Origin of the sequence: Erwinia sp. CGal63 (assembly GCF_037026505.1) — a bacterium.
In the GTDB taxonomy this organism is placed as follows: domain Bacteria; phylum Pseudomonadota; class Gammaproteobacteria; order Enterobacterales; family Enterobacteriaceae; genus Erwinia.
Genome location: NZ_JAKUMN010000002.1, coordinates 538,846 through 550,452, shown reverse-complemented (window position 1 = coordinate 550,452; position 11,607 = coordinate 538,846). Strand labels below are relative to the sequence as shown.

The 11,607-nt window shown below is 54.9% G+C and carries 13 protein-coding genes and 1 tRNA gene; 4 read left to right on the top strand and 10 right to left on the bottom strand.

Translation table 11 applies throughout. The annotated features are described in order from the left end of the window. Together MKZ79_RS11215 and MKZ79_RS11210 are read left to right on the top strand one after the other, a co-directional pair. Window positions 1-527: carbohydrate-binding protein (locus tag MKZ79_RS11215; RefSeq protein WP_336142135.1), on the top strand; the 527-nt coding region annotated here is incomplete at its 5' end. A gap of 120 nt (window positions 528-647) precedes the next feature. Further along, window positions 648-1,340, top strand: a complete 693-nt coding sequence (locus tag MKZ79_RS11210; protein ID WP_336142132.1) for a CTP synthase C-terminal region-related (seleno)protein — start codon at window positions 648-650, stop codon at window positions 1,338-1,340. Between the two features lie 136 nt (window positions 1,341-1,476). Here MKZ79_RS11210 and rplS read toward each other — a convergent pair whose 3' ends face one another. The 5 genes from rplS to ffh all read right to left on the bottom strand — a co-directional run bounded on the left by rplS (window position 1,477) and on the right by ffh (window position 5,004). Continuing rightward, complete coding sequence (gene rplS / locus MKZ79_RS11205) at window positions 1,477-1,839, bottom strand: 50S ribosomal protein L19 (protein WP_024965502.1); 363 nt, start codon at window positions 1,837-1,839, stop codon at window positions 1,477-1,479. A 45-nt stretch (window positions 1,840-1,884) separates the two neighbouring features. Continuing rightward, window positions 1,885-2,694, bottom strand: a complete 810-nt coding sequence (trmD, locus tag MKZ79_RS11200) for a tRNA (guanosine(37)-N1)-methyltransferase TrmD (protein WP_336142128.1) — start codon at window positions 2,692-2,694, stop codon at window positions 1,885-1,887. After that, window positions 2,691-3,239 (bottom strand): ribosome maturation factor RimM, encoded by a 549-nt coding sequence (gene rimM / locus MKZ79_RS11195; protein WP_336142126.1) that lies wholly within the window; start codon window positions 3,237-3,239, stop codon window positions 2,691-2,693. The genes trmD and rimM overlap by 4 nt, the downstream gene beginning before the upstream one ends. Window positions 3,240-3,257: 18 nt before the next feature. Further along, window positions 3,258-3,506, bottom strand: a complete 249-nt coding sequence (gene rpsP / locus MKZ79_RS11190; protein WP_124234201.1) for a 30S ribosomal protein S16 — start codon at window positions 3,504-3,506, stop codon at window positions 3,258-3,260. 136 nt (window positions 3,507-3,642) lie between these two features. Beyond that, window positions 3,643-5,004 (bottom strand): signal recognition particle protein, encoded by a 1,362-nt coding sequence (gene ffh / locus MKZ79_RS11185; RefSeq protein ID WP_336142125.1) that lies wholly within the window; start codon window positions 5,002-5,004, stop codon window positions 3,643-3,645. 158 nt (window positions 5,005-5,162) lie between these two features. Here ffh and MKZ79_RS11180 point away from each other — a divergent pair, with 158 nt between their 5' ends. Together MKZ79_RS11180 and MKZ79_RS11175 are read left to right on the top strand one after the other, a co-directional pair. Continuing rightward, complete coding sequence (locus MKZ79_RS11180) at window positions 5,163-5,954, top strand: cytochrome C assembly family protein (protein ID WP_336142124.1); 792 nt, start codon at window positions 5,163-5,165, stop codon at window positions 5,952-5,954. A 25-nt stretch (window positions 5,955-5,979) separates the two neighbouring features. Then, window positions 5,980-7,266, top strand: coding sequence for an HlyC/CorC family transporter (locus MKZ79_RS11175; RefSeq protein WP_336142122.1), 1,287 nt, complete (start codon window positions 5,980-5,982; stop codon window positions 7,264-7,266). Between the two features lie 57 nt (window positions 7,267-7,323). On the opposite strand, the gene luxS is transcribed toward MKZ79_RS11175, so the two are convergent. From luxS to MKZ79_RS11150, 5 genes are all read right to left on the bottom strand, one after another. After that, window positions 7,324-7,839 carry an S-ribosylhomocysteine lyase gene (gene luxS / locus MKZ79_RS11170; RefSeq protein ID WP_336142121.1) on the bottom strand — a complete coding sequence of 172 codons (516 nt, stop codon included), beginning with the start codon at window positions 7,837-7,839 and terminating at the stop codon, window positions 7,324-7,326. Window positions 7,840-7,991: 152 nt separating this feature from the next. Beyond that, the gene (gene gshA, locus MKZ79_RS11165) at window positions 7,992-9,593 is read right to left on the bottom strand and encodes a glutamate--cysteine ligase (protein ID WP_336142120.1); all 1,602 of its coding nucleotides are present in this window, start codon (window positions 9,591-9,593) and stop codon (window positions 7,992-7,994) included. 31 nt (window positions 9,594-9,624) lie between these two features. Continuing rightward, window positions 9,625-10,050 (bottom strand): YqaA family protein, encoded by a 426-nt coding sequence (locus MKZ79_RS11160; protein ID WP_336142119.1) that lies wholly within the window; start codon window positions 10,048-10,050, stop codon window positions 9,625-9,627. Further along, entirely contained in the window at window positions 10,047-10,613 is a 567-nt protein-coding gene (gene yqaB, locus MKZ79_RS11155) for a fructose-1-phosphate/6-phosphogluconate phosphatase (RefSeq protein WP_336142117.1), read from the bottom strand. The genes MKZ79_RS11160 and yqaB overlap by 4 nt, the downstream gene beginning before the upstream one ends. A 627-nt stretch (window positions 10,614-11,240) precedes the next feature. Continuing rightward, a tRNA-Arg gene (locus tag MKZ79_RS11150) sits at window positions 11,241-11,317 on the bottom strand. Window positions 11,318-11,607: the final 290 nt, after the last annotated feature.

Sequence of the window (11,607 nt, the reverse complement as noted above, 5' to 3'; positions counted from 1 at the left end):
TCTACTTCGCGGTGGCCTACGATAACGAAGGCAGAATGTCGCCGAAGAGCAATACGCTTGCAGTGAATACCAGCGCGCTTCCGGTTACCGCGCCGGGCAACCTGCGCAGCACCGCCGTCACCGCCAGCAGCATCAGCCTCGCCTGGGATGCCGCCGTAACAAGCGGTACGCTGGAGTCCTACAGCATCTTCCGCAGCGAGAACGGCGGCGTTACCAGCGTGATCGCCAGCGTGCCGGCGTCGCAGCTGACTTACAGCGATACCGGCCTGAAGGCCGATACCCGCTACAGCTACTTTGCGGTGGCCTACGATGTGGAGGGCAGAATGTCGCCGAAGAGCAATATGCTGTCGGTAGCTACCCTGGCGTCAGCCGGCATACGTGAATGGGCGCTTAATGAAACCTATGCCGCCGGAGAAGAAGTTGTCTGGCAAAACAAACGATGGATCTGCCTACAAACGCATACCGCCTGGGTTGCTGAGTGGGCGCCAGGCGGATCGGATTCAGCCACGCTGTGGCGAGCTGCCTGATCAAAATGGAGCCAAAAGGAATTGGCTCTCTTTAAGTCCCTTTTCCGAAAACACGGTATCCTGATTGTCAGGATGCCGCTCAACTTATAGCATGCTCTTTTCTCTCATCCGGAAATAAAAATGCGTGCTCTCCGTCTTGCCCTTGTAGGTGATTACCGTCCTGAAGCCGTCGCTCACCAGGCTATTCCCGGCGCTGTTCGGCTGGCGGCCGATTCGCTCAACCTTCCCGTCACCGCCGAATGGCTGCCTACCGAAACCCTTACCTCGCCCGCTACTCTGCAAAGCTTCGACGCCATCTGGGTCGTTCCCGGCAGCCCTTATAAAAACGATGATGGCGCGTTTATGGCTATCACTTACGCGCGCGAAAATAACGTGCCGTTTCTCGGCTCCTGCGGCGGCTTTCAGTATGCGCTGATTGAGTATGCACGCCACGTAATGGGCTGGCACGATGCCGCTCATGCTGAAACCGACAGCACAGGCCGAATGGTTATCGCGCCGTTGAGCTGCTCGCTGGTGGAACAAACCGGCGATATTGTTATCGCTGGCGATTCGGCGATGGCAAAGGCCTATGGCAGGCTCAGCACGCATGAGGGCTATCATTGCAATTTTGGCGTAAACCCCGATTTCGTTGCTGAACTGGCCGATTATCCACTGCGTATCAGCGCGTGGGATAGTGAAGGCGACGTGCGAGGAATAGAGTTGCCGGAGCACAGATTTTTTGTCGCTACGCTGTTTCAGTCGGAGCGAGCTTCGCTGCGTAATGAAATTTCGCCGCTGGTGGCGGCATTAATAAAGGAAGCCGCGCAAAGATAAAATTGTCAGAAAGCTGCTATCGCGAGCGCAGCTAGAGCTGGATTGCCCTGTGTCAGGCTGCTCTAAAAAGAAGATGCCGCGTAGCGCGCATAAAAAAAGGGCCAGTCTTACGACCGGCCCTTTATTTGGTATTAACTTAGGATGCTGCTTTAGCGCCCAGACGTTCTTTGATACGTGCAGACTTACCGGTACGCTCACGCAGGTAGTACAGTTTGGCCTTACGTACGGCACCACGGCGTTTAACAGCGATGCTGTCGATTACAGGTGAGTGAGTCTGGAAGACACGCTCAACACCTTCGCCGTTAGAAATTTTACGAACGGTGAATGCAGAGTGCAGACCGCGGTTACGAATAGCGATAACCACGCCCTCGAATGCCTGCAGACGCTTCTTGGAGCCTTCAACAACCCATACTTTCACTTCCACGGAATCGCCCGGACGGAATGAAGGTACGTCCTGTTTCATCTGCTCTTGTTCGATTTGCTTGATAATGTTGCTCATAATTAAATCTCTTATCCTGGGTAAACTGATATTCAGGCGCCGCGGCTAAAGCCCGGATTGCCCATCATCGTTATGCTGCTGTCTGAAGTCCTTTTGGAACTCCTTCAGCAACTTTGCTTGCTCTTCAGTCAGAGCCAGGTTTTCCAGAAGTTCAGGTCTTCTTAGCCAGGTACGGCCCAGCGACTGTTTCAGACGCCAGCGGCGAATTTCGGCATGGTTGCCCGACAGCAGAACCGGCGGAACCTCCATCCCTTCCAACACTTCAGGTCGGGTGTAGTGCGGACAATCCAGCAAACCGTCGGAAAACGAATCTTCCTCGGCTGACGCCTGCTTGCCCAGTACGCCAGGTATAAACCGGGCGACCGAATCAATCAGCGTCATTGCCGGCAGTTCCCCACCGCTGAGTACGTAATCCCCAATCGACCACTCTTCATCGATTTCAGTCTGGATAACGCGCTCATCAATCCCTTCATAGCGACCACACACCAGAATTAACTTCTCGCTGGTCGCCAGCTCGCAAACCCCGTTTTGATCGAGTTTGCGACCCTGAGGTGAAAGATAAATCACCTTAGCGCCTTCTCCTGCCGCCGCTTTTGCTGCGTGGATGGCATCCCGTAAGGGCTGAACCATCATTAGCATTCCCGGTCCGCCGCCGTAAGGACGATCGTCCACGGTACGGTGCCGGTCGTGAGCGAAGTCGCGAGGACTCCAGCTCTGAATGCTGAGCAGGCCATTTTTTACTGCCCGGCCAGTTACTCCGTATTCGGTAATCGCGCTAAACATCTCCGGGAACAGGCTGATTATGCCTATCCACATCGAGTGCGCCGGAGTGTTACCGTCTTGTCCGGAGCTCAAAAACCAGGATCCCAATCTACTTTAATGGTGCCGGTAGTGAGATCGACATTCTTGATAACCTGTCCATCAAGGAACGGAATCAGCCGCTCCTTCGCACCAAACGCATCCTTCAGGTTTGCCTTCACGACGAGCACGTCGTTTGAACCGGTTTCCATCATATCGATGACTTTGCCCAGCTCATATCCTTCGGTGGTGACTACCTGGCAGCCCATCAGGTCTTTCCAGTAATAGTCGCCGCTTTCCAGAGGAGGCAGCTGCGTCGCGTCTACCACAATTTCGCAATTGGTGAGTAGCGTGGCCGCATCACGATCGTCAACGCCTTTGACCTTGATGATCATGTCCTGATTGTGGCGCTTCCAGCCTTCCAGCTCGATAAGCTGCCATTGACCCGCCCGCTGGATAAACCAGGGTTGGTAGTCAAAAATGCTTTCAGCATCTTCGGTGGAGGAAAACACTTTGAGCCAACCACGGATACCGTAGGCCGATCCCATCTTCCCCAGAATTAACGGGTTAGCGGGCGGCTGGGCGGTGTGTTGCTTGCTCATGTTGACCACCGTGACAGATTAAGCTGCTTTCTTAGCTTCTTTGATCAGCGCGCCAACGCGATCAGAGAGAGTAGCGCCCTGGCCAACCCAGTGCTCAATGCGGTCCAGATCCAGACGCAGCGCTTCAGCCTGACCAGATGCGATCGGGTTGAAGAAACCAACGCGCTCGATGAAGCGACCGTTACGTGCATTGCGGCTGTCAGTGACAACTACCTGATAAAACGGACGCTTTTTAGCGCCGTGACGTGCCAAACGAATTGTTACCATAACATCCTCTTAAGTTAATAAAACAACCGGGCCCCATTGAGGGAACGGGGCCCGGGTGCAATATAAAAAGCCCGAAAATTTTACTCATTTTGGCGCAAAAAGCAATCTAATTCGCCCGAGCGCTTTTCGGACCCGCTTAACGACCCGGGAAGCCCGGCGGCATCATACCTTTCATGCCGCGCATCATCTTCGCCATGCCGCCCTTCTTCATCTTTTTCATCATGCGCTGCATATCGTCAAACTGTTTTAACAGACGGTTGACGTCCTGCACCTGCATACCGGAACCCGTAGCGATACGACGCTTACGGGAACCTTTGATAATCTCTGGCTTCTCGCGCTCTTTGCGCGTCATGGAGTTGATCATCGCTTCCATGCGCACCAGCACCTTGTCGTCCATCTGTGACTTAACGTTGTCCGGCAGCTGGCCCATGCCCGGCAGTTTGCCCATCAGGCTCGCCATGCCGCCCATATTGCGCATCTGCTTAAGCTGCTCCAGGAAGTCGTTGAGATCGAAACCGTCGCCTTTTTTCAGCTTGCTGGCGAGTTTCTCTGCCTGCGCGCGGTCGACTTTGCTTTCGATATCTTCGATCAGCGACAGCACGTCGCCCATGCCCAGAATGCGGGAAGCGATACGATCCGGATAGAACGGCTCCAGCGCCTCGGTTTTTTCGCCGACGCCCATAAATTTAATCGGCTTGCCGGTGATATGGCGGATAGAGAGCGCAGCACCGCCACGCGCATCGCCATCGACTTTAGTCAGGACAACGCCGGTCAGCGGCAGCGCTTCGTTAAACGCCTTCGCCGTGTTCGCCGCATCCTGACCGGTCATGGCGTCGACCACAAACAGCGTTTCTACCGGATTAATCGCGGCGTGAACCTGCTTGATTTCGTCCATCATCGCTTCGTCGACATGCAGACGACCAGCGGTATCCACCAGCAGCACATCGTAAAACTTCAGCTTTGCCTGCTGCAGCGCGTTTTTCACGATGTCGACCGGCTTCTGGCTCAGATCGGACGGGCAGAAATCGACGCCGACCTGCTCCGCCAGGGTTTCCAGCTGTTTGATCGCCGCCGGGCGATAAACGTCGGCGGAAACCACCAGCACTTTTTTCTTGTGCTTTTCGCGCAGGAATTTACCCAGCTTGCCGACGCTGGTGGTTTTACCCGCGCCCTGCAGACCCGCCATCAGCACTACGGCTGGCGGCTGAGCGGCCAGATTGAGCGTGTTGTTTTCGGCGCCCATCGCGGCGACCAGCTCATTCTGCACGATCTTCACGAACTCCTGACCCGGCGTCAGGCTCTTGTTGACGTCGTGACCCACGGCGCGCTCTTTGACGCGGCCGATAAAGTCACGCACTACCGGCAGCGCAACGTCCGCCTCAAGCAGCGCCATGCGCACTTCGCGCAGGGTGTCCTTAATGTTGTCTTCTGTCAGCCGTCCACGGCCACTGATATTGCGCAGGGTTTGCGACAATCGGTCGGTTAAATTATCAAACATCGTCTCTCGCTCAACGTAATGAGAGGTCGCCAGGCGACACAATGGCGCGGATTATAACATGAAGCCGCTGCGATCTCAGCCATCCGAGTTGAGATCGTTTGGAGCCAGCGGCTGCTGGCGCTATACTGCTTTTTTTCATAGCCTTGCCGGTACCACCTATGTCTGTTTTTGCGATTCTGGCGCTGCTCGCCTACTCTTTCAGCCTTGCCCTGATTATCCCCAGCCTGCTGCGCAAGCAGAGCGCGTGGCGACGTATGGCCGTCGTCTCCGCCGTGGTGGCGCTGATCTGTCATGGCGTGGCGCTGGAACAGCGTATCTTTCCGGTGGAGAGCGGCCAGAACCTGAGCCTGTTGAATATCGGCTCGCTGGTCAGCCTGCTGATCTGCGCCATTATGACCATCGTGGCCTCGCGCAACCGCGGTTGGATCTTGCTACCCGTGGTCTACAGCTTCGCGCTGATCAACCTGGCGTTCGCTACCTTCGTGCCGAACGCTTTTATTACCCACCTGGAAACCACGCCGGGCATGATGGTGCATATCGGGCTGGCGCTGTTCGCCTATGCTACGCTGATGATTGCGGCGCTCTATGCGCTGCAGCTGGCGTGGATAGACTGGCTGCTGAAGAACAAGAAATTGGCCTTCAGCAAGGATATCCCGCCGCTGATGACCATAGAGCGCAAGATGTTTCATATCACGCAGGTTGGCGTAGTACTGCTGACGCTGGTGCTCTGCACCGGCCTGTTCTATATGCACGATCTTTTCAGCCGCGAGAACGTCGATAAGGCCGTGCTGTCGATTCTCGCCTGGTTTGTCTATATCGTTTTACTCTGGGGTCACTATCATGAAGGCTGGCGCGGACGTCGCGTGGCCTGGTTCAACTGCGGCGGCGCGTTTCTGCTGACCATGGCCTATTTTGGCAGCCGTATGCTGCAGCACGTTTTGACCTCCTGATCCTCCACTACAAGGAACTCCCTCGTTGGAACAAGTTTCAACCACCACGCTGATTATTATTCTGGTCGTTATGGTGCTGGTGTCGGCGTGGTTCGCCGGCTCCGAAACCGGCATGATGACGCTTAACCGCTACAAGCTGCGCCATCAGGCGAAAAACGGCGACCGCGCCGCCCGTCGTGTAGAAAAACTGCTGCGCCGGCCCGATCGCCTGCTCAGCCTGGTGCTGATCGGCAACAACCTGGTGAATATTCTGGCCTCCGCGCTGGCGACCATCGTGGGGATGCGCCTGCACGGCGACGAGGGTGTGGCGATCGCCACCGGTATTTTGACCTTTGTGGTACTGGTGTTTGCCGAAGTGCTGCCGAAAACCGTGGCCGCGCTCTATCCTGAAAAAGTCGCGTTCCCCAGCAGCTGGCTGCTTGGCCCTTTGCAGATCGTGATGCTGCCGCTGGTCTGGCTGCTGAACACCATTACCCGCATTCTGATGCGCATGGTTGGCATGAAAACCGACAGCGCCGCCAACTCCGCGCTCAGCAAAGAGGAGCTGCGCACCATCGTTTATGAATCGCGCTCCCTGATGTCGCACCGTAATCAGGATATGCTGCTTTCCGTGCTGGATTTAGAGAAGGTTAACGTCGACGACATCATGGTGCCGCGCAATGAGATTGTCGGTATCAACATCAACGACGACTGGAAGTCGATTGTCCGCCAGCTGACCCATTCACCGCACGGCCGCATCGTGCTCTATCGCGATTCACTGGACGACACCATCAGTATGCTGCGTGTGCGGGAAGCGTACCGCCTGATGACGGAGAAAAAAGAGTTCACCAAAGAGGTGATGCTGCGCGCGGCAGACGAGATTTACTACGTGCCGGAAGGAACGCCGCTTAACGTGCAGCTGGTTAAATTCCAGCGCAATAAAAAGAAAGTGGGTCTGGTCGTGGACGAGTATGGCGATATCAAAGGCCTGATCACTATCGAAGATATCCTTGAAGAGATAGTGGGCGATTTCACCACCTCGATGTCGCCGACGCTGGCAGAAGAAGTGATGCCGCAGAACGACGGTTCCGTGCTGATTGAAGGCAGCGCTAACGTGCGCGAGCTGAACAAAGCCTTTAACTGGCAGCTGCCGGAGGAAGAAGCGAGAACGGTTAACGGTATGATTCTGGAAGCGCTGGAAGATATTCCGCTACCGGATACGACCGTGCATATCGGTCACTACGCGATAGATATCCTCGACGTGCAGGAAAACATGATTAAGCAGGTTCGCGTTACGCCGCAGAAATCGCTGCAGGAGTCGGTGGGTTCCTGACGGCTTTACGCCAGTAAAACAAAACCGGGTTTCTACAGAAGAAACCCGGTTGGCTGACTAGATGTGCAGTTCCTGCAGCTTCTCTTTCGGCAGCGCCAGCTCGTCGTTATGGTTCACGCCGATGTCGTGCTCGATGATGTGTCGCGCGATATCCTGCGCTTCATCCAGAGAGTGCATTTCATAAGTGCCGCACTGATATTCGTTCAGCTCGGGGATCGTGCGCTGGTCGGTGACTTTCAGCACGTCCTGCATCGCCTCCTTCCAGGCTTTAGCCACGCGCTGCTCGTCCGGCGTACCAATCAGGCTCATATAGAAACCGGTACGGCAGCCCATTGGCGAAATATCGATAATTTCCACGCCATCGCCGTTCAGATGGTTACGCATAAAGCCGGCAAACAGGTGCTCCAGCGTGTGGATACCGCGCTCCGGCATCACTTCTTTATTTGGCCGGCAGAAGCGCAGATCGAAAACGGTGATGGTATCGCCGTGCGGCGTCTTCATGGTTTTCGCTACGCGAACCGCAGGCGCCGCCATGATGGTGTGGTCGACGGTAAAGCTGTCCAGCAATGGCATATGGTTACCTCTGATAAAATTATTTTCGCAATGATGAAACTTTCTCTGTCGTCCCGTGGTCTGAATCTATGAAAGACGCGCATTTTGTTATCATCATCCCTGACAACAGAGATGTTAATTTGGCCACATTGATGTGGCCTTTTTCTTTTGCGCTAGCTTCGGCTTTGCAGAAACTCTTCAAAGCTAAGCGTATCACTTTCTTCAATTTCCTGCTGGCTAACGTTTGAACGGATAGCCTCCTGCTCAAAACCGCTTTCCGTCAGGATCTCCAGCTGTTCGTTCGCCAGCTGCGCGTGATACTGCTCCGCCAGCGCCAGGCCAGTACCCGCCAGACCATTTTCTTTCAGTGCCGTCAGGAAGCGCGCCGAGTAGGTCAAATCAGGATCTTCAAACGAGGCGGCCAGCCGATCGCACACGGCCTGATAGTGGTTTTCGCCCTGCTGGCGATCCAACGTTTCGGCCACGCGCTGTAAATCGTTGAACAGCGTTTTGCCGACTTCCGCCAGTGGGAACTGCGCTGTTTCACAACCGATACCCAACATCAGACCCGGCTTGCGCCCTTCCAGTATTACCCGGTTCCAGTTGGCGCGCGTGCAAAGCAGCTCGTCGCTGCTCATTTCCGGCGCGTCGGCCAGCGTACACCAGATCAGGAACAGATCGAGGAAGCGTACCTGATTTTCATCGACGCCGACCGGCGAGAACGGGTTGATATCCAGCGAACGCACTTCAATGTATTCAATGCCGCCGCGCAGCAGCGCATCGGAAGGATTCTCGCCAGAGCGCGTGACGCGTTTAGGGCGGATCGGCGCATAAAGCTCGTTTTCAATCTGCAAGACGTTGGTATTGAGCTGCAGCCAGTTGCCCCGCTCATCCTTCACGCCCATGCGCGCATACTCTTCCGAAGGCGTTTTAATCGCCGCCTTCAGCGCTTTGACATAGTCAGGAAGATTATTGAAGGTAATACCCAAACCGCTTTGCGATTTGTTGGTATAGCCCAGGTCGCTCAGGCGCAGCGAAGTGGCGTAAGGCAGATAAAGCAGCCCGTTCTCCGTGCGTTCAAAGGGCAGCGCGGTTTCTTTACCCTGCAGGAAAGAGGAGCAGACCGCCGGCGAAGCGCCGAACAGATAAGGAATGATCCAGCCAAAGCGATAGTAGTTACGGATCAGGCGCAGATAGCCTTCTGAAATCGCCTCTTTACCGCTCTGTTCATCTTCTACGCCAGCCCAGGCCTGCCAGAAAGAGAGCGGCAGAGAAAAGTTGTAGTGCACGCCGGAGATAACCTGCATCAGCGCGCCGTAGCGATTTTTCAGGCCCTGACGGTAGAGCGTTTTCATTCGTCCAATATTGGAGCTGCCGTACTGCGCCAGTTCGATTTTATCGCTGTCGTCAATCAGGCAGGGCATACTCATTGGCCACATCCGCTCTGCGCCGAGATCGCGCGAGACATGACGATGGATATCGCGCAGAAATGCCAGCAGATGATCGATGTCCTGATCGACTGGCGTAATAAATTCCAGCAGCGTTTCGGCAAAATCGGTGGTAATCCATTTGTGGGTCAAGGCTGAACCCAGCGATTTCGGGTGTCCGCTGGTGGCCAAATGGCCATCAGGTTTCACACGCAGCGTTTCGCGTTCAATGCCGCGACCAATACCTTTCATTGCCTCAGGGTGAGCTTCCAGCCAGGAAAGCGCCTGTGATACGTCCGGGATCAAATTGACCTCCCGCTTGGGGAAAAATTTATTATTGTTCAGCATAATATTAATCATGATAGCGACGCTTGGCGCATCACTGCCACCATTCCATGCCCTGTAATGTTGCGAAAGCCAGCACGCTATAGCGCAACGTCTTGCCCACGGCGAGCCAAAGGGCAACCGGAAGCCAGGCGAAGCGGAGCCAGCCCGCCAGAACGCAAAGCAGGTCGCCGATAACCGGCAACCAGCTAAGGAGTAACGCGGCAGGCCCCCATCGGTGCAGCCACGCCGTTGCTGTGTTATGCCATCGCCCCTGCTGTTTTAGCGGCAGACAGCGTCCGATAATAACGTTAGTCAGTCCGCCAAGCGTATTGCCCAGCGCCGCCATCGCCGTTACGCCGATGGCGGAAACCTTGCCCGACATCAGCAGCGTTATCAACAGGACTTCCGAGTTGCCCGGCAGGAGCGTGGCGCTCAGAAAACTGCTGACAAATATCGAGCCGTAGAGCCAGTCGCTCACAGTATCCTGACGTCGACGTAAGCCATGCCCGCCGCCTGTGCTGCCTGAATGCCAAAGTCGGCATCTTCAAACACCACGCAGCGCTCGGGCGCAACGCCGATAAGTTCAGCGCAGCGTAAAAACGTTTCCGGTTCCGGCTTGTGGCGCGTGACGTCATCAGCGCCGACAACCGCATCAAAATAGTCACGCAGTCCTAAATGCTGCAGCAGTGCTTCGGCCATTGCGTGTTCGCTGCCGGTTCCAACGGCCATCGGCCGTTTGCCACGATAAGCTTTCACTACGTCGACCAGCGGCAGCGGCTGAACAGTGTCGAAAAGAATCTCTTTCAACGCGGCGGTTTTTTCCGCGGCCAGCTGATGCGGATCGAGGCTGCTGCCATGATTGTTCAGGATCGCTTGTGCAATTCGCCACGTCGGCGAGCCGTTCAGCCCAATCAGCGAATGCTCATCGAAACGCATATCATAACGCGCCAGAACGGTACGCCAGGCCCTACGATGCGTAGGCTCTGTATCCAGAATCGTGCCGTCCATATCAAATATCAAGCCGTCATAACTGTCGTACACGCAAGCCTCCGTCCCTGAATCAACGAACGTTTACTTTAGCGCAAAGCACCCTGATTGTCGCTGTTGGCATGGATCCGCAAATGCCTTGAAACGTATAGGGTTTTTTATTATCAGATTATATCCTTGTTAAAAAATGGTGCGGCGGCAGGCAAAAAAGCACAAAAATGCAACGGTACGCCCACGGATGGCAGAAGGAATTATTTAATTGTCAGCGCAAGAACAGAGAGATAAGGCAAACGAGGCCAGAAACGGCTGATACAGGTAATTAACGATTGAGGGCTTTGGAGAAGCAATAGCGGCTGATACAGGCTTAACGATTGAGGACTTCAGGGAAACAATAACAGAAGAGTGCAGAATATATTCGAGGGTGATGATTCGGCTTGCGCCTTATCTTTCGGGCCGTGGCTAAAGCGAGGGTACTCTTCCTGGAACAGGCTGTAAGCCTTCTACAACATGTCAGTTCGGAAATTGCTGTCATCTTTGTAAAAGATGGTGCATCGGGGAGGATGATTCGGCCTGTGGCCTCACCCTTCGGGCCATCGCTAAAGCGATGTTATCCTCCCTGGTACAGGCTGTCAGCCTTTTACAACTTACCAGTCAGGAACTTGCTGCAATATCTTCAGAAAATGGTGCATCCGGGAGGATTCGAACCTCCGACCGCTCGGTTCGTAGCCGAGTACTCTATCCAGCTGAGCTACGGATGCATCGGGAAAAGCTAAGGGTGCTGCCTGAAATTCTGAGGATTGCGCAAGGCCAGTTCAGAATTTACTGCAATATCTTCAGAAAATGGTGCATCCGGGAGGATGATTCGGCCTGTGGCCTCACCCTTCGGGCCATCGCTAAAGCGATGTTATCCTCCCTGGTACAGGCTGTCAGCCTTTTACAACTTACCAGTCAGGAACTTGCTGCAATATCTTCAGAAAATGGTGCATCCGGGAGGATTCGAACCTCCGACCGCTCGGTTCGTAGCCGAGTACTCTATCCAGCTGAGCTA